Below are 18,833 nucleotides of genomic sequence, written 5' to 3'. Positions count from 1 at the left end.
TCAAAAGCCGCTTCTATTGAAGCGGCTTTCTTATTTTAGCCCCTTCTTAAACTGAACCATCTGCTTATGGAAGCTTTGCCAAAAGGAAGTAAGAAACTCTTGAATGCCTGGGCCTTTTACGACTGGGCCAACTCGGTCTACAGCCTGGTAATTGCCTCAGCCATTTTTCCCATTTTTTATGGAGCTATTACCATTGTAAAAGACGCCGATGGCAACAAATTGAATGATACCGTCAATTTTTTAGGCAGGGATTTTAATAACGATACGCTCATCAGCTACGTCACTGCAGCCGCGTTTTTGATGGTTTCCTTTTTGAGTCCGTTGTTGAGCGGCATTGCAGATTATGTGGGGAATAAGAAATTCTTTATGAAGTTTTTCTGCTACCTCGGGGCTGTTTCCTGTATTGGATTGTACTGGTTTAATACCGATTTTTTGTGGTTCGGTTTGTTGTGTTACTTTCTGGCATTGATTGGTTTTTGGGGTAGTCTGGTGTTTTACAATTCCTATTTACCGGATATCGCATTTCCAGATCAGCAGGATCGCATCAGTGCCAAAGGCTATTCGCTGGGATATGTAGGTAGCGTAATTTTACTATGTGTGTGTCTGGCCATGATTTTGTTGCACAAGACTTTTGGTTTTGAAAATGAAGACTTCCCAACCCGTTTTTCATTTGTACTTACCGGTTTGTGGTGGATAGGCTTCAGCCAATACACCTACTATTACCTTCCGAAGGGCAATAAAAAGGAAAAACTCACCAACGATGTGCTCTTTAATGGCTTTAAAGAATTGAAGAAAATCTGGAAGAAGCTTAAATACGATAAGCCGATGCGCACCTATCTGACTGCTTTTTTTGTGTACAGTATGGCGGTGCAAACCATTATGCTTATCGCAACCTATTTTGGTATTGAAGAATTAAATTGGGGCGAAACAGACAGCACCACGGGGCTCATCGTGAGTATCCTGCTCATTCAGTTGGTTGCCGTTTTAGGCGCCTGGCTGACTTCAAAAGCTTCGGCGAAGTTTGGGAATATCCCTACGCTCATTGTGATCAATATGATATGGATCATCATTTGTATTTATGCCTACACCATCACGACACCGTTTCAGTTTTACATCACCGCAGCATTTGTAGGTCTGGTTATGGGCGGAATTCAATCTTTATCGCGTTCTACCTATTCAAAATTAATTCCGGAAGGGGAGAAGGACACCGCTTCGTATTTCAGCTTTTATGATGTTTCCGAAAAAATAGGCATAGTGATCGGGATGTCTACTTACGGTTTCATCGCCGAACAAACCAGCATTCGCTATGCGATTCTCTTTTTTATCGCCTTTTTTGCCGTGGGAGTGATTCTACTGTTTTTCGTTCCGCGAAAGCGAATTATCGAACAGGCCTAAATAGCTTAAATTAAATTGGAGAAATAAAAGAGGCTGTCTAAAAAGTCTTAATAAACTGAGTTGTCAGGTTGAGCCTGTCGAAACCGATTTTGATAATCAGTAAGTTGAAAATATTTCGACAAGCTCAATATGACACGGTTTGCTTTTTAGACAGCCTTTTCAGTTGATTGATGAATAGTTGTTTTTAGTAGCTCACACTTCCGGAGCCAACCACATTAGAGTTCACTTTATCAGGATTTCCGGTATATCGAATATCACCGCTTCCGGCAACACTGGCTTTTAAAGTTCCTCCGTCGCAATTGAGGACGATATCTCCCGAACCCGAAACACGAGCCGTGGCATCTTTACTTTTAAGATCTGAAGCATCCAGATCACCGCTGCCTGCTACTTCGAGTTCCACTTCCTGAGTACTTCCCTTGACCACTAAATCTCCCGAGCCTGCCAGCGATGCCCTCACATCCTGGGCATTCACTTCAAGCACCATATCGCCACTTCCGGCCAGGGCACATCTGAAACTCTGTGCGTTGATGGCATCTTTCGTCATTACATCGCCCGAGCCGGCAAGGCTTACCTTTTCGATGTCTTTGAAGGGTACAGTAATCACAATGCCTTTATTTCTTGAGGTTTTCAGGCTGTAACCATCTTTGGTGTGAATTTTCAGTTTGTCGCCTTTAACTTCAGTAATAATGTATTCCTGAAGGTTTTCTTCGGCTTCTACAGATACCGTGCCTTCTGAACCGGCTACCAAATACACGTCGAAACTGCCTGCGACATCAACCTCGTTATAATTGCCTACCTGACGCTCACGGGTAACCTCATTGCCGTTACCTTCTACTTTGTTTCCTCCCCACCATTGCGCCTGCGTAAGGCCTGCGGTAAGTACTAATGCTATAAATGCTACTTGTTTTTTCATGTTTTTTGATTGATTGCGTATTAATTTATTTTATAAAGCGAAACACCTCCGTATTCAGATGTTATGTTGACGTTGTTGTTGGCAGATTTTGAGCCATGATAGCCTTCGTAATATTTGCTGAAGGATTCTACCTGTTTTCTTGAAAACTCCAGGTCATCCTCACCTTTAAGGCCTGCATAGCTCAGTTTTATGGTAAAGTTGAAGTTATACCCGCTGTTGTAACCCATCTTAACGCTGGCATAGTCTGTATTGATGCGAATATTGCCGGCTTTAGCAGTAACCTCGTCTATACGCACAGACCCGTAATCGAGGTTGAGTGAAAGATTACCGATTACTTTACCGATCTCTACGCTCAAATAATCAGAACTGCCTTCAATATTTCCGGCGTTTCCGATGTCTATGCTTCCGTAATCGCAGTTGTACAGTAATTTGCTGATGTCATCAAAATTAGACTTGGTATAATCTGCATTCAGAACTACGTTTTGGGCTTTTTCCAAAGTAAAGCTGCTGTAGTCGGCACTGATCTTTCCACTTTTCATATAAGCGATTCGGGTATTGTTAGTATAGTCAAAGCGTAGTTCGTTATTGTCTGCGAGCAATTCGCCCAAATCCATATGCCCGTAATCGCAGGAGATTTTGGCAACGCCTTTTAGTTTGTCTAGAGAAATACCGCCGTAATCGTTGCTGATGTCAATGGTGTTAGAAATAGGAACCCGTACTTTATAATTGATTTCCATCTTAACATTGTCGTTGCCATTGATCCAGCTGCTCCACCACGAACTGTTGCTTTCCTTGATTTTGGTACGTGCAGCAACCATACTGGCATCGGCTTCAAAGCTCACGTCGATTTCCTCGAGTTTTTTGATCACCTGTTCTTCGTCATTGCCATTGGTGCGAACAATAACTTCAATAGTGATTCGGTTTTGATCCCAGGCAATGAGATCAACATTGCCGTAGCTGTTGTTTATTTTCAACAGGGCGTCTGCTTTTACGTTATAGTCTTTGGTGATCTTTTTTTCTTTGGTATACCGCCCATTAAAACGATCGGGATCGTTAGTTGCGGTAGCCAGCATCGGCATCAGCAGTAAAAACAGGATTAGTTTAGAGTAATGCATCTTCATAATTTTTTAGGGTGTTAAATTTTTTGATTGATTCAATTTTTTCGAGAACGGTATTCAACAAATCTATGCGCGCCTGAAAATTGGCGATCATAGCGTAGATCACCCTTTTGTCTTCTCCACTCGTGCTGAGGTCGTCTGCCAGTTCCTGATAATCCTTTTCGAGGATTTCCAGTTGTTTCAGGGCATCGTCAACCAGTTTTTGAGTTTCGGGAGTACGTGCTTCATTGATGTTATACAGTTCTTCTTCGATGGTTTTTGTAAAAAAGTCTTTGGTTTTTGCCATTTCGGGCGAAACGGCTGCGAGATCGGTATGCTTTTCTGTAGCAGTACCCAGATACCCTATAAAAATCAGGAGCACCACGGCTGCGGCAGAGAGCAGGGGCTTCCACCAATCTAAAGTCTTCTTCTTTTTAGGTTCCTGCTTTTGCAGTTTCTCCAAAAAGCGAAGCTGATGATCTTCGGCGGGCTCAGCGATATCAAAACAATCACGCTGTTCTTTAAACCAGTCTTCTAAATTTGTTTTCATAGTGTTTTTCTTTAAGCAAAGCTTTCGCTCAATTTTTTACGTAAACTTTCTTTCGCCCGGGAAACTGTGGTTCTGCAATTGGCATAACTTATTCCCAGTATTTCGCTCATTTCGTCATAATCATAGCCTTCAATAAGGTTTAAAGTGAGCGCGACCCTGTAGCTTTCTTTAAGCTCTTCCATAGTTTTAAGAACACGCTTAATTTCTAGACTATCTGCATCACACTCGGTGATTCCGTCTTCATCCTCCAGCTTGTAGAGGGTATCTTCCAGATCATCTTCTTTACGCCTTAGACGCTTGTTATAGCTGCTTATACTGTTGTTAACCACAATGCGTTTTAGCCAGCTGCCAAAGGTCGCATCGCCGCTGTAGCTGTCGAGCTTGGTAAATGCGCTGAGGAATGATTCCTGCATCACATCTTCGGCTTCGGCAGTGTCCTTGACAATGCGCAGGGCAGTATTGTACATAGCTTTATAATAGCGTTTGTACACTTCGAGCTGCGCTTTTTGATTGCCGTCTTTGCAAAGCGAAAGCAATAATTCTATTTCCTGGTTAGTTGTATTCAACGGGTTAGTGCTTCGTTATAAAGATACGTGCATCACAACATTGTTACAGTTTTGACTTTTTTTTTTCTGAAGACGCTGGCACAACAATTGAATTATAGATAGTGAAAAGAGCCCTAAACCCCTGTTATTCTTGATTTTTAGGGCCTTAACAGGAATTATAAAAAAAAGCACGAAACCACAATTTTTATTTTTTGTGACAAAGTGTCAAACTATGCTATGGCTAATACAAAATTTACAAATCTTGACAATCTGTCATTACAGGACTTTGAAGGCGATGCCGAATTAATCCCGCTAATGACCCCTGAAGATGAAGATGAAATAAACCGCGAGGAGCTACCCCAGACCCTGCCTATTTTACCCTTGCGCAATACAGTTCTTTTTCCCGGTGTGGTAATCCCCATCACCGCAGGGCGTGATATGTCTATTGATCTTATTAATGAATCCAATAAAGGTTCTAAAATCATTGGTGTTGTTTCGCAAAAGGATGAAAAAATCGAGAACCCCGGGGCTGATGATATCAATACAACGGGTGTGGTTGCTCGTATTTTGCGGGTCTTAAAAATGCCCGACGGAAACGTTACGGTCATCATTCAGGGTAAAAAGCGTTTTAATGTGGCCGAGGTAATTACCGAAAAGCCCTATCTCGTCGCAACCGTACGTGAAGTGCCTGAGACGCGACCTGAACCGGATAGTGCCGAGTTTAAGGCGATTATAGACTCCATCAAAGACAAAGCGCTGCAAATTATCAAGCAGTCGCCAAATATCCCCAGCGAAGCCGGTTTTGCGATTAAGAATATTGAAAGCGATTCGTTTTTGATCAATTTCGTGAGTTCTAATATGAACCTTACGGTTGAGGAGAAGCAAAATCTTTTAGAGATCAACGACCTGCAGGAGCGTGCGCTGCAAACCTTGCGGCACATGAATACCGAAATGCAAAAACTGGAGCTGAAAAACGATATTCAGAGCCGGGTGCACAACGATATGAGCCAGCAACAGCGCGAATATTTCCTGCATCAACAGATGAAAACCATTCAGGAAGAACTGGGAGGGGTTTCTCAGGAAGACGAACTGGAGGAAATGCGTCAGCGCGCCAAAAAGAAAAAATGGGATGAGAAGGTAGGCAAGCATTTTGACAAGGAATTGTCTAAAATGCAGCGTATGAATCCGCAGGTGGCGGAGTACAGCATACAGCGCAATTACCTCGATCTGTTTCTGGATTTGCCTTGGAATAAATTCAGCAAGGACAAATTTGACCTGAAACGGGCTAAGCGCATTCTGGACCGCGATCATTATGGTCTTGAGGACGTTAAAAAACGAATCATCGAATACCTGGCGGTACTGAAACTGCGTAACGATATGAAGTCGCCAATCCTGTGTCTCTACGGACCTCCCGGTGTGGGTAAAACTTCCCTGGGTAAATCGGTTGCCGAAGCTCTGGGACGCGAATACGTGCGTATGAGTTTAGGTGGTTTACGCGATGAAGCAGAGATACGCGGGCACCGTAAAACCTATATCGGTGCGATGCCGGGTAGAATTCTTCAGAATTTGAAGAAGGCCGGTACCAGCAACCCGGTATTTGTGTTGGATGAGATTGATAAATTGAGCAACAGCAATCAGGGAGATCCTTCTTCCGCTTTGCTTGAAGTTTTAGATCCCGAGCAAAACGCCGATTTTCACGATAACTTCCTGGAGTTAGGTTTTGACCTTTCAAAAGTGATGTTTATCGCGACTGCAAACAATCTGGGGAACATTCAGCCTGCGTTGCGCGACCGAATGGAAATCATTAATGTGACCGGTTATACCATCGAGGAGAAGGTCGAAATTGGTAAACGTCATCTGCTTCCGAAGCAATTAAAGGAGCACGGTGTAAAACCCGAACAGCTTAAAATCGCCAAGCCTCAACTCGAAAAAATCGTGGAAGGCTACACGCGCGAGTCGGGTGTGCGGGGTCTGGAAAAACAAATCGCTAAAATGGTGCGCTATGCGGCCAAAAATATCGCGATGGAGGAGGAATATAAAGTCAAGGTCGATACCGAAACGGTTATTGATGTGCTGGGATCTCCTAAACTGGAGCGCAATAAATACGAAAACAACGAGGTTGCCGGTGTGGTAACCGGTTTGGCCTGGACGCAGGTAGGTGGCGATATCCTTTTTATAGAATCGATACTTTCTAAAGGAAAAGGAAATCTTACCGTTACCGGAAACCTGGGTAAAGTGATGAAAGAAAGTGCTACCCTGGCGATGGAGTACATTAAGTCTAATGCCGATGCCCTCGAACTAAATCCAGGGGTATTTGAAAATTACAACGTACACATTCACGTGCCGGAAGGGGCAACGCCTAAAGACGGACCGAGTGCAGGTATCACTATGCTAACCTCTTTAGTATCTTTATTTACCCAGCGTAAAGTGAAGAAAAATATCGCGATGACCGGTGAGATTACCCTGCGGGGTAAAGTGCTTCCGGTAGGTGGAATCAAAGAAAAGATTCTGGCTGCAAAACGGGCTCACATCAAGGAAATCATTATGTGTGCCGAAAACGAGCGCGACATTAAAGAGATTAATGAGGAGTACCTAAAAGGACTTACCTTTCATTATGTAAATGATATGAGCGAAGTTCTTGAACTGGCACTTACTAAAGAACAGGTAAAAAACGCCAAGATTCTGTAATACTCAAAACGAGTTATAAAACCCGCATTCTTTGGGATGCGGGTTTTTTTGTGCTCTGAAAATAAAGTATCATTGTAAACCGTTTAACCGGGAAGCCATCCCATTACTATGCTGAGAACGCTTACACTTCTTGTGTTTCTTGTATGTTGTGCCAAAAGTTTACAGGCGCAGTTGGGAGGGCGCGATACCTATCAGTTTTTAAATCTGGTTTCCTCACCCAAGCAGGCTGCACTGGGAGGTAAATTACTTACCGATTACAGCTACGACCCCGCGCTTGCGCTTTTTAATCCGGCGGTGATTAATGCGGAAATGGACAATCAATTTGCTATTAATTATGTGAATTACCTGGCAGATGTGAATTACGGTACGGCGAGTTATGCTTATCTAATCGACAGACGCAGGCAGGTTATACAGGCCGGGGTTACCTATATCAACTACGGAAACTTTGCGGGATACGACGAGCAGGGTAACGAAACCGGAGATTTTAGCGGGGGAGAAGTGGCGTTTTCGGTGGGTTACGCGTACAACATTCCGCGAACCGATTTTTTTGTGGGCGCAAACCTGAAACTGATCTCTTCAAAACTGGAACAGTACACTTCACTTGGAGGTGCGGTTGACCTGGGATTTATTTATGTAAACGAAAACCTTCGGCTTAATGTAGCCGGGGTCGTGCGCAATTTGGGCACCCAGTTTACGCCTTATGATGTGACGCGCGAATCCTTACCGCTTGAAGTAGATTTGGGCATTTCCCAGAAATTAGAACATGTACCGCTACGTTGGCATTTCACTTTAGAAAACGTTCAAAACTGGAACCTGGCTTTTGAAAATCCGGCGAGGGCAACCAGCGATTTAAATGGAAACACCACTCCGGAGAAGATCAATTTTTTTGATGAAGCGCTTTGGCATATGATTTTTGGAGCGGAATTATTTCCGGATAAGGGGTTCAACATCAGACTGGGTTACAGCGTACGGAGAGGCGAAGAATTGCGTATTGCAGACCAGCGTAGTTTTGCGGGTTTGAGTGCCGGTTTTTCTGTGAAGTTTAATAAATTGCGGCTTAGCTACAGCTATGCCCGCTACAACAGCGCGGCGAGTTCGGGATTTTTCGGCTTAAATCTCGATTTACAGTAAGCTAGAATTTTTAAAAAAATCAGACTTCTTGAAAAAAATAACCATTGCTATAGACGGGTATTCTTCCACAGGTAAAAGCACCGTGGCAAAAATGCTGGCCAAAGAACTGAACTACATTTATGTGGATACCGGTGCGATGTACCGCGCAGTCACTTTGTATGCAATGCGCAAATTATTTATTAGAGAAGGTTATTTTGACAAGGAAGCGCTCGTACGTCATCTCTTTATGGTTAATGTCAAGTTTGCCTTGAATGCCGATACAGGTTTAGGTGAAGTATTGCTGAACAGCGAAAATGTGGAGCGCGAGATACGCACCTTAGAAGTTTCAAACTTTGTAAGTCAGGTTGCGGCAGTGCCCGAAGTGCGTAAACTTCTGGTTATGCAGCAGCACGAGATGGGGAAAGATAAAGGTATTGTGATGGATGGCCGCGATATAGGTACCGTGGTTTTTCCCGATGCCGAACTCAAGGTCTTTATGACGGCTACGGCCGAAGAGCGGGCACGAAGACGCTTTGAAGAACTTCAGCAAAAAGGTGAAAACGTGACGTATGAGGCTGTGCTCGAAAATGTACAAAAGCGCGATGAGCTTGATACCACCCGTAAAGATTCCCCACTGAAACAGGCAGAAGACGCGATCCTGCTTGATAATACCCATACCAATATTGAAGATCAGTTTCATATTTTACTGCAACTCGCAAAAGACCGTATTTACGGCAGGTGCTAATCTGGCGCTTTAGTTTTTCTGATCTCTTAATATGAAAGCCACTCAGCTTAGCAAATCCCTGCTTTACCTTATGGCCGTTGGTGCCGGTCTGGTGGTGGCTAACAATTACTACAATCAGCCGCTGCTTAATCTAATGGCACAAACCTTTCAGGTTACTGAAGCTCAGGTAAGCAAGATCCCGCTTGCCACACAGTTGGGTTATGCTTTTGGATTGCTCTTCATCATTCCGCTGGGCGATAAATTTTCGAGACGAAAAATCATATTGTTTGATTTTATTGCCATCGTTGCGGCCCTTATTTGTACCGCACTGGCTCCCAGCCTGTGGATGCTTACCATTTCCAGTTTTTGTGTGGGTTTTGCTTCTGTGGTCCCACAGCTGTTTGTTCCTATGGCAGCACAACTCGCGAGTGAAGAAAACCGGGGTAAAGCGATTGGGATTGTGATGAGCGGTCTGCTCATAGGTATCTTGGGTAGCCGTTTTATAAGCGGAATGATTGGCGACTATTTTGGCTGGCGCTTCATGTACTATCTGGCAGCAGGCTTCATGATTGTGTATGCGGTCATTTTGTATTTTAAATTACCCGATGTTGCGACAGACTTTAAAGGCAGCTATGCCCAGCTGATGCGCTCACTGATTGATATCGTAAAGACCAAGCCCGAGGTGCGCATTGCTGCCTTGCGGGGTGGTTTTGGCTTTGCAGGTTTTAGTGCATTCTGGACCACACTTGTTTTTCTGATGGAACAAAATTTCGGTTATGGCAGCGGTGCTGCGGGATTGTTTGGGGTTCTGGGAATCATAGGTGCTTTAGGTGCCACGCTTTCAGGTAAACTCAACGACAGCTACGATTCTAAAAAACTGATTTATGCTTTTACCGGTATCCTGATCCTTTCGTGGATTGTTTTTGAATTTTCGGCCCATTCTATTATCGGGTTGGTGGTAGGTGTTTTGCTGGTTGATTTTGGATTACAAAGTCTGCACGTAACCAATCAAAATATCATTTTCACTAAAAATCCCGATGCGCGTAACCGGGTTAATACCATCTATATGGTAGGCTACTTCATAGGAGGGGCGTTAGGTACGGTCGCAGGGGCCTATGCCTGGCAACATTTTAAATGGCAGGGTGTAGCAACTACCGGACTTGTCTTTTCGGTTTTAATTCTCGTTTTTCAGGCATTATCGCGCCATACAGGTACTAAGTGATGGTCGATTTTAAAGTATAAGTGGGAGTTTTAGGGTCTTAAGATTAGAAGTTTTCACAAAATTCACTTAAAAAAAGGCTAAAATATACTTGTACAATCTTTCGTATACTAATTTTGGTGTGTTGGGTATTGAGCTGGAGTACAGCTGCTGGGCATTTTTTTACAAGACCAATTTAAAACGATGCGATGATCAAGACTATTTGATTATAAAAGCCTAATGATTTGTGTAGAGCTTCCTGAAAAGGGAGCTCTTTTTTTATGCCTATCCTAAATTAAGTATAAGATGCACTTAAGGCTTTCCCAATTGAGTCCCTTAATCAGGACCTCTTTTTTAACTTTAACTAAAATCAAGGGAGAAACTTTAGTAATCCCTCAATTTAAAGCTAAAAAAAGAAAATTATGAGTACAGCAACTGCCGAAAAACCAATCGCCAAGCCAAACGCTTCAGACGATTCCGTATTAAAAACGATAAATCCTGCAACAGGAAAAGAACTTAAACGCTATAAATTAATGACCGATGATGAGGCCAAAGCAGCCGTAGCAGCTTCACACAAAGCCTTTCTGAATTGGAAAAACGAATCCTTAGAGACTCGTGCAAAACATATTAAAAACATCGGGAAAAGTCTTGCAAACCGCAAAGATGAACTCGTTAAACTGATGACCGCTGAGATGGGCAAAATGCTCAGTCAGGGGGAGCAGGAAGTTGATCTGTGTGTAGGTATTTGTGATTACACTGCAGAAAACGGTCCTAAAGAATTACAGGATATCGAGCGTACTTTGCCAGATGGTGGCAAAGGTCAAATCAGTTATGCTCCTTTGGGTGTGATCTACGGTATTCAACCATGGAATTTCCCAACCTATCAGGTAATGCGTTATACTATTGCGAATCTGATGGCCGGAAACAGCATACTATTAAAACACGCTGAAAATGTAACCGGTTCTGCGCTTTTAATAGCTGAAATTTTGGAAGAAGCCGGATTGCCAGAGAACTTATTTACCGTGTTGCGTATTTCGCACGAGCAGTCTGATGCAATCATTCAAAATGATCTGGTACGCGGTGTTACCTTAACAGGTAGCGGCGATGCCGGAAGAATTATTGGTGAGAAAGCCGGGAAAGCACTTAAGAAAACCGTTCTGGAATTGGGTTCAAATGATGCCTATTTGGTTCTTGAAGATGCCGATGTTGACCTTGCGGTAGAATGGAGTATCAAAGGTAGAACTTATAATAATGGAGAAACCTGTGTGGCTGCCAAACGATTTGTGGTTACTGAAAAAGTATATGACGAATTCAAGAAAAAATTTGTTGCCGGAATGAGCGCCCTAAAAGCAGGAGATCCTACCGATGATTCAAACGACATGGGCCCTATGGCGCGTAAAGACTTGCGTGAGCAATTGCACGATCAGGTAAAAGAAAGCGTTAAAAATGGAGCGGAAATTCTCTGTGGAGGCGAGCTGCCTGAAGGAGCCGGTTATTACTATCCCGCAACCATTCTGGGCAATGTAAAACCCGGACAGCCGGCTTACGATGATGAACTTTTTGGTCCCGTGGCTTCTTTAATCAAGGCTAAAGATGATGAAGATGCGATGCGCATTGCTAACGACAGTCGTTTTGGACTGGGTGGCGGAATCTTCTCTAAAGATGAGGATAAAGCATTTGAGCTGGCCAAAAAGCATTTTGATACCGGAATGGTATTCATAAACAGCTTTGGTTTAGCGCAGCCTAACATGCCTTTCGGTGGCGTTAAAGATTCCGGTTACGGGCGTGAACACGGAGGCTTCGGTCTTAAAGAATTTGTAAATGAAAAAGCAATCATGAGACTGAATTCCTAAGTTTTAGGAAATGATAAAGTTGAAAGAAGCCTGCTCCACGAGCGGGCTTTTTTAGTTGAGGTATTTTGCGAAATGATATTTTGAACGATTTGGTACTTACGTTACCTGATCTAAAATCCAATGCGTATAAAACCGAAGCACTTCGTGTTTGTTCAGTTCGTTGTGCGTCTCGTGTTTTAGACCGGGCCAGGATTTGAACTGTATTTGTGCTTTATGCTTTTCAGCCAGTTTTGCCGAGGCGTCGTGCTGTGTGATCTGGTCTGCGGTGCCGTGTGCCAGTAAAATAGGCGTTCTAAAGTCAAATTCTTTATGCATCAAATGCGTGCCGTTATCACTTAAATCAAAATACAGGCGTAGAGAAGCCTTGTGATGTACCAGTGTGTCTGCTTTGTAAGCCCTGCCTGTTTCTAAATCCCGGGACAGATCTTTTGGATCGAGCTTAGTTTCCTTTACCGGATTTAGGCCAAAATTTAATGCGATTCTGCCTAAAACAATTGTTGCAGCATTCGGGTTTTTAACCAGTCTCAGCCAGGGAGAAGTGATAAGCGCTCCTGTAGGAGGAATGGAAGTAAGCAATAAATACCTCAGGACAATGCCACCACCCATACTGTGACCGTATAGAAAGACCGGGGTGTCGGGGTTTTCATCGAGGGCTTTTTCATATACATAATCTACCGCGAGTATAAAATCCTGAAAAGAGCGAATCACTCCCCGTTTTCCGGAAGATTTGCCGTGACCAGGTAAATCTATAGCATAACAACTGATGCCGTTTTGGTTTAAAAACTCAGCTACGTGGGTGTACCTTCCCAAATGCTCCCCAAAACCATGAATAATGCACACTACGGCTCTTTGTTGGGCAGTTTTCCAGCTGCGTCCAAACAGTTTGTAATGAGGGATTTCGCCTGTAAAATGAGTGCTGTTTGCTTCCTGCGACATATTTTTGAATAGATGAATAGAAAATAAGAAAACTTTACGTAATTTTGCACTCCTTTTGACAATGTAAGAGAGCACAAAAGGCGCTGTTTTGGTTTTAAGACCTTAATAGTTTGAAAAACAGATATTTTAAACCTCTTTTATGGTTTGGTTTTGTTAAGCTTTCGCCAGAACATAAAATACAAATTATTAATCAGCAATGGCTGAAGAAAACAAAAAACCGGAAGTTCAGGAAGAAGTTGAACTTAAAACCAACGTTGCAGCTGCAGAAGAGCTTGCTACTCCAGATTCTATTGAGGAGCCAAAAGGTTACGCAAGTCCTGCACAGGCAAATCCTGAAAAATTCCTAAAAGAATTCAACTGGCACAACTACGAAGAAGGAATTGATCCTATCGATGAAGACAAGCTTGATGAGTTTGAGAAATTAGTTGCTGAAAACTTCGTAGACACGCTAGACGATGAAGTAGTTGAAGGTACTGTAATCAACATCACAGACCGTGATGCTATTATAGATATCAATGCGAAGTCTGAAGGGGTTATTTCATTAAATGAATTCCGTTACAATCCTGATCTTAAAGTAGGAGATAAGGTAGAAGTATTAATCGACGTGCGTGAAGACGCTACAGGTCAGTTGATTCTTTCTCACCGTAAAGCTCGTGTAATTAAGGCTTGGGATCGCGTAAACAAAGCTCACGAAGATGGTACTATCGTTACCGGTTTTGTTAAGGCACGTACTAAAGGAGGTATGATCGTTGACGTATTTGGAATCGAGGCGTTCTTGCCAGGTTCACAAATCGACGTGAAGCCTATCCGTGATTACGATGCGTATGTAAACAAAACTATGGAATTCAAAGTGGTGAAAATCAACCAGGAATTCAAGAACGTAGTAGTTTCTCACAAAGCGCTTATCGAAGCAGATATCGAAGAGCAGAAAAAAGAAATCATCGGGCAGCTTGAAAAAGGTCAGGTACTTGAAGGTACCGTTAAAAACATCACCTCTTACGGGGTATTTGTTGACCTTGGAGGTGTTGATGGATTGGTACACATTACAGATCTTTCCTGGTCTCGTATCAACCACCCGAATGAGATCGTTGATCTTGATCAAAAACTTAACGTGGTTATCCTTGATTTTGATGAGGATAAAACACGTATCCAACTTGGTCTTAAGCAGCTTAAGAAGCACCCATGGGATGCACTTAGCGAAAACTTAAGCGTTGGTGATAAAGTAAAAGGTAAAGTAGTAGTAATAGCAGATTACGGTGCTTTCGTTGAAGTAGAAGAAGGAGTTGAAGGTCTTATCCACGTTAGTGAAATGTCTTGGTCTACGCACTTGCGCAGCGCTCAGGATTTCGTAAACGTAGGTGATGAGGTAGAAGCTCAGATTCTTACTATGGATCGTGAAGATCGTAAAATGTCACTTGGTATCAAGCAATTAACGCAGGATCCCTGGACAGATATTACTTCTAAATATCCTGTAGGTTCACGTCATACCGGTATCGTTCGTAACTTCACCAACTTTGGTGTGTTTGTAGAACTTGAAGAAGGTATTGATGGTTTGATCTACATCTCAGACCTTAGCTGGACTAAGAAAGTGAAGCACCCATCAGAATTTACGAACATTGGCGATAAGCTGGAAGTAGTAGTTCTGGAGCTTGACGTAGAAGGTCGTAAGCTAAGCTTAGGTCACAAGCAGATTGAAGACAATCCTTGGGATAAATACGAGGAGGAATTTGCTGTGGGAACCAAGCACACCGGTACTATCGATGAGGTAGTAGACAAGGGAGCTGTAGTTAAATTCAACGAAGACATCGAGGCGTTTATCCCCGGTCGTCATATGGAGAAGGAAGACGGCAGCAAACTTTCTAAAGGTGAGGAAGTTGAATTCCAGATCATTGAATTTAACAAAGACTTCAAGCGCGTAGTAGCTTCACACACTTCTTTATTCAAAGAAGAAGAGGCTAAAATCGTTAAGCAGGCTGCCAAAAAAGCGGCAGACTCAGCAGCAGCTAGTGCACCTACTTTAGGTGATGCTAACGATGCTCTTGCAGCATTGAAGAAGAAAATGGAAAAAGGCGGTAACTAATCCCTATTCATTTTAGAATACTTAAAAACCCTTTAGCGTTTACGTTAAAGGGTTTTTTTATGGCGTTACTTTGCCACAGGGCAAAGTCCGGGCCTGCCTGGCGGTAGGCAGGCTTTACGTTCCAATTCCTCGTTGCCTGCACTGGAGTTCCGGCAACTGCGGGATTTTCACTCCAATCCCTAACGCTTGAGGGAAAGTGAAATTTGGAAAGTAGAAGGTAGAAAGTAGAAAGTAGAAGATAGAAGGTAGAAGGTAGAAAGTAGAAAGCGGAAAGTAGAAAGTGGAAAGTGGAAAGTGGAAAGTAGAAAGTGGAAAGTAGAAAGTAAACTTTTACGATTCAACAATTCAACGATTCAACGATTCAACAAATCAACGATTCAACAAATCAACAATTCAACAATTCAACAAATCAACAATTCAACAATTCAACGATTCCCGATATAAAAATCAGTTTTCAACCGGTATAGTAGTTTGGTCGGGCATAATTAATTAGTTTTGACCTGCTTCAAAATCCAGATTATTATGAACTATATCCTCTTTGACGGTCCTGTACGCAGACAGTTACTGCCTTTTACTTTTACCAGGCCGGTAGCCGATTTGCGCATTGGTATTCTGACTATTCGCGAAAAGTGGGAAAAGCATTTGGGCAATACCACGTCAACAGTAACCGAAGATTACCTTTCTGAAAAATACCCGATGGTGGAGTTTGAAGAAAATGTGATGATCAACGCAGCCTATCTGCCTACCGGAGTTCTCGTAGAACTTGTGCAAAATCTGGAGGCCAACCAGGCTCTTTTTGATGGGGAAGAAGTAGTTGCTTTTTATACGGTAGAAGGTCAGGAAGATATTGACTTTTCAGATTATGAGCAGATAGAACTTCCGGAAGAAGCGCTCTTTAAGATTGCCCACACCTGGGATTTGTTCAGCAAAAATCATGAAGCCATTCAGATGGACTTCGATTTGATTACGGAAGATCGCAAGTCAGTACCCATCCCTTCAAACGTGCAAACCCTTAATTCTGAAAATATATTTATCGAGCCAGGAGCAAAACTTAATTTTTGCACTTTAAATGCTTCCGAAGGCCCTATTTACATCGGTAAAGATGCCGAAGTCATGGAAGGTGCCCTGATCCGTGGCCCTTTCGCCCTGTGCGAACATGCAACCGTAAAAATGGGGGCAAAAATTTATACGGGTACCACTATTGGGCCATACTGCAAGGTTGGCGGAGAGGTGACCAATTCGGTTTTGATGGCCTATTCCAATAAAGGTCACGATGGCTACTTAGGAAATTCAGTATTGGGCGAGTGGTGTAATATTGGTGCAGACTCCAACAACAGCAACCTTAAAAATAACTATGAGGAAGTGCGCTTATGGGATTACGAGACCGAAGGGTTCGCGAAAACCGGCCTGCAGTTTTGTGGCCTGATGATGGGCGATCACAGCAAATGCGGCATTAATACCATGTTTAATACCGGTACCGTAATCGGTGTAAGTGTCAATATTTTTGGGACCGGTTTTCCGCGTAATTTTGTACCATCCTTCAGTTGGGGAGGAGCAGCAGGCTTTACAACCTATAAAACGGATAAGGCTTTTCAAACCGCAAAACTGGTGATGGAGCGCCGCAATATTCCTTTTGATGCTCAGGAAGCTGCGATATTGGAGCATGTTTTTGAGGAGACTGCAAAGTACAGGAGGTATTAAACCAGAGGCCTGCCCGAATCTATAAATAGCCACCAGATAATAACTCCCAGAATGAATAGCGCAATAGCGGTATAGCCAATTACTTTTCGTTGGTGTTGCCTGGCATCCTCACGTATTTGATTTTTCAATTTGAGTTCTTCAGAGGTATTGAGTTTCTTAAAATCGACAAAAGGTTTATGCCCGGGCGTTTTGATGTCGAGCCCTTTGTTGTCAAAACGTGATTTACGCTCGCGCTTGTTGTTCTTAAGCGCAGCCAGCATTGCCGAAACCGAACCTCCAAATCCCATATCAGTAGTTTTGCTTATAGGTTATGCGAACCCGAGTTTTGTTACAGGATTGGGTGTTTTAATTACCAGTAAACTAAGGCTTTTTGTCTTTTCGAACCCGCTTCAATACCAAAAAATCCTGCGGATTGGCTTTTAAGCCGTGTACATCTTTATGCACAAATTTGATCACCTGATCATAGTATAGCGTGACAAAAGGAGCTTTAGCAATTAAAATAGAATCCATTTTTTGATACAGAACTTTGCGTTCTTCAAGCTCTGTAAGTTTAAAGCTGGCTTCGTAAAGACGGTCAAACGCATCATTTTTAAAATGTGTGTAATTGGGACCGTTAGGTGTAAAATTTTTGCTGTAATACAGCGAGAGGTAGTTTTCGGCATCGGGATAATCGGCGATCCAGCTTGCTCGGAAGGCATCGAGCTTTCCGGTAGATTTCAATTGGCGAAGCGTGGAAGGCGGCATCACATCAATATTGATGCTTAACCCCAGTTTGCCTATTTCCCGCTGAATGTACTCACAGATATCGAGATACTGGCTGTTTGTGCCGATACTTATTACGGGATTTTGGTTTCCGGTCTGTTCTTTATAGGCTTCAATGAGTTTGCGGGCTTTAGCAGGGTTATATTCAAAACCTGAAGTCCCATAGCCGGGTAGTCCTTTAGGTATAAAACCTGCCTGTGCCGGTTCACCAATTCCATTACGCAGGTATTTGATCATTTTGACCCGGTCAAAACCGTAGTTTACTGCTTTTCGCAGCATCTCAGAACGTATTTCATCTTGTGGACTATCCAGAAAGAAACCCAGATATTCGGTATTTAAAAAGGGGCCGGTAATAGTTTTTACATCATCCCGGTATTTTTCCTTAAGCTTTCCGGTTGCGGTTAATAACTCATCTTTATAGGAAGGATCCAGGCTGTTGAGCATGTCGAGATTGCCCTGTGCAAACTGTAAAAATTCACTTTGTTTATCGGGTAAAAAGGTAATCGCTACCGCTTCGAGGTAGGGTAGCTGTACTCCGTTTTCATCGGTTTCAAAATACAATTCGTTTTTACGTAAAACCAGCTTAACGCCTTCTTCCCAGCGTTTAAATTTAAAAGGACCCGTGCCTACAGGATGAGAACGAAATTCACTACCGTAATACGCTACAATTTCACGGGGCACAGCAGAACAGTAGCGCATCGTAAGCAAGCCCAGAAAGGCAGGAAACTGCTTGTTGAGTTGTATGCTGAATGTAGAATCATTAACGGCTTCATAGCCGGCTACATTGCTAAGCACCCAACTTCCGGGAGAAGCTACAGCCGGGTCTTTCAGGCGATCAAAACTGTAAACAAAGTCTGAAGCCACAAGCTTTCGGGTACTGTCGGGTGTTTTAAACTGCGGATGTTTGTGAAAAAAAACATCATCCCTCAGTGTAAATGTATAGCGTGTGGCAGAAGAGTCTACCGTCCAGCGTTTTGCCAGATCGGGCACAATATTCAGAGAATCATCCTGTTGTACCAGGCCGTTAAACAATTGGTTTGTTGGCCAGATTATAGGAGGATTACGGGCAAAGGCGGGGTCAAGAGTAGCTACGTTATAATGCTCATTGTATCTGAAAACCTGAGATTCCCGGTTTTGCCCTTTGGGGTTGGAGCAGGAGTTCAGGAAAACGCTGAAGCACAGGCAGGCAACAAGTGAAGTCTGAAACAGGTATGAGTTTTTAATCGCAGTCACGTGTGTGATTTTAGAAATGAAGTGCTGGTGCTTTTGACTTATAGCATG

Annotated in this window: 15 protein-coding genes; 8 read left to right on the top strand and 7 right to left on the bottom strand. The window is 43.1% G+C overall.

The window, feature by feature from the left end; genetic code table 11:
- The first annotated feature begins 66 nt into the window (after window positions 1–66).
- Entirely contained in the window at window positions 67–1,395 is a 1,329-nt protein-coding gene (locus ACSSS3_RS00805; protein WP_442846056.1) for an MFS transporter, read from the top strand.
- 184 nt (window positions 1,396–1,579) lie between these two features.
- Here ACSSS3_RS00805 and ACSSS3_RS00800 read toward each other — a convergent pair whose 3' ends face one another.
- From ACSSS3_RS00800 to ACSSS3_RS00785, 4 genes are read right to left on the bottom strand one after another with little or no spacing between them, the layout of a single operon-like run.
- Window positions 1,580–2,308, bottom strand: a complete 729-nt coding sequence (locus ACSSS3_RS00800) for a head GIN domain-containing protein (RefSeq protein WP_442846055.1) — start codon at window positions 2,306–2,308, stop codon at window positions 1,580–1,582.
- A 20-nt stretch (window positions 2,309–2,328) separates the two neighbouring features.
- A complete protein-coding gene (locus ACSSS3_RS00795) occupies window positions 2,329–3,423 on the bottom strand; it encodes a hypothetical protein (protein WP_442846054.1) in 1,095 nt (364 codons plus the stop codon).
- A complete protein-coding gene (locus ACSSS3_RS00790; RefSeq protein WP_442846053.1) occupies window positions 3,410–3,955 on the bottom strand; it encodes a DUF4179 domain-containing protein in 546 nt (181 codons plus the stop codon). Before ACSSS3_RS00790 ends, ACSSS3_RS00795 begins: the two co-directional genes overlap by 14 nt.
- An 11-nt stretch (window positions 3,956–3,966) precedes the next feature.
- Window positions 3,967–4,521, bottom strand: coding sequence for an RNA polymerase sigma factor (locus tag ACSSS3_RS00785; RefSeq protein WP_228230293.1), 555 nt, complete (start codon window positions 4,519–4,521; stop codon window positions 3,967–3,969).
- A 216-nt stretch (window positions 4,522–4,737) separates the two neighbouring features.
- Here ACSSS3_RS00785 and lon point away from each other — a divergent pair, with 216 nt between their 5' ends.
- From lon to ACSSS3_RS00760, 5 genes are all read left to right on the top strand, one after another.
- Window positions 4,738–7,188: an endopeptidase La gene (gene lon / locus ACSSS3_RS00780; protein ID WP_442846052.1), complete on the top strand. Its 2,451-nt coding sequence runs from the start codon at window positions 4,738–4,740 to the stop codon at window positions 7,186–7,188.
- Window positions 7,189–7,296: 108 nt separating this feature from the next.
- Window positions 7,297–8,319: a type IX secretion system protein PorQ gene (gene porQ / locus ACSSS3_RS00775; RefSeq protein ID WP_442846051.1), complete on the top strand. Its 1,023-nt coding sequence runs from the start codon at window positions 7,297–7,299 to the stop codon at window positions 8,317–8,319.
- Between the two features lie 28 nt (window positions 8,320–8,347).
- Window positions 8,348–9,043 (top strand): (d)CMP kinase, encoded by a 696-nt coding sequence (gene cmk, locus ACSSS3_RS00770; protein ID WP_228230290.1) that lies wholly within the window; start codon window positions 8,348–8,350, stop codon window positions 9,041–9,043.
- A 31-nt stretch (window positions 9,044–9,074) separates the two neighbouring features.
- Window positions 9,075–10,244, top strand: coding sequence for an MFS transporter (locus ACSSS3_RS00765; RefSeq protein WP_442846050.1), 1,170 nt, complete (start codon window positions 9,075–9,077; stop codon window positions 10,242–10,244).
- A 398-nt stretch (window positions 10,245–10,642) separates the two neighbouring features.
- The gene (locus ACSSS3_RS00760; RefSeq protein WP_442846049.1) at window positions 10,643–12,073 is read left to right on the top strand and encodes an NAD-dependent succinate-semialdehyde dehydrogenase; all 1,431 of its coding nucleotides are present in this window, start codon (window positions 10,643–10,645) and stop codon (window positions 12,071–12,073) included.
- 96 nt (window positions 12,074–12,169) lie between these two features.
- On the opposite strand, the gene ACSSS3_RS00755 is transcribed toward ACSSS3_RS00760, so the two are convergent.
- Window positions 12,170–13,009, bottom strand: a complete 840-nt coding sequence (locus ACSSS3_RS00755; RefSeq protein ID WP_442846048.1) for an alpha/beta hydrolase — start codon at window positions 13,007–13,009, stop codon at window positions 12,170–12,172.
- A 196-nt stretch (window positions 13,010–13,205) separates the two neighbouring features.
- On the opposite strand from ACSSS3_RS00755, the gene rpsA reads away from it, so the two are divergent.
- Window positions 13,206–15,089, top strand: coding sequence for a 30S ribosomal protein S1 (rpsA, locus tag ACSSS3_RS00750; RefSeq protein ID WP_228230286.1), 1,884 nt, complete (start codon window positions 13,206–13,208; stop codon window positions 15,087–15,089).
- 522 nt (window positions 15,090–15,611) lie between these two features.
- Window positions 15,612–16,790, top strand: coding sequence for a GlmU family protein (locus ACSSS3_RS00745; RefSeq protein WP_442846047.1), 1,179 nt, complete (start codon window positions 15,612–15,614; stop codon window positions 16,788–16,790).
- On the opposite strand, the gene ACSSS3_RS00740 is transcribed toward ACSSS3_RS00745, so the two are convergent.
- A complete protein-coding gene (locus ACSSS3_RS00740) occupies window positions 16,787–17,077 on the bottom strand; it encodes a hypothetical protein (protein WP_228230284.1) in 291 nt (96 codons plus the stop codon). The two genes, ACSSS3_RS00745 and ACSSS3_RS00740, sit on opposite strands and share 4 nt — an antisense overlap.
- 73 nt (window positions 17,078–17,150) lie before the next feature.
- Window positions 17,151–18,785 carry an ABC transporter substrate-binding protein gene (locus ACSSS3_RS00735; protein WP_442846046.1) on the bottom strand — a complete coding sequence of 545 codons (1,635 nt, stop codon included), beginning with the start codon at window positions 18,783–18,785 and terminating at the stop codon, window positions 17,151–17,153.
- Window positions 18,786–18,833: the final 48 nt, after the last annotated feature.

Origin of the sequence: Leeuwenhoekiella sp. H156 (genome assembly GCF_052218455.1) — a bacterium.
In the GTDB taxonomy this organism is placed as follows: domain Bacteria; phylum Bacteroidota; class Bacteroidia; order Flavobacteriales; family Flavobacteriaceae; genus Leeuwenhoekiella; species Leeuwenhoekiella parthenopeia.
Note: the sequence above shows the minus strand (reverse complement) of the source record. Positions and strands in the feature narration are given on the sequence as shown.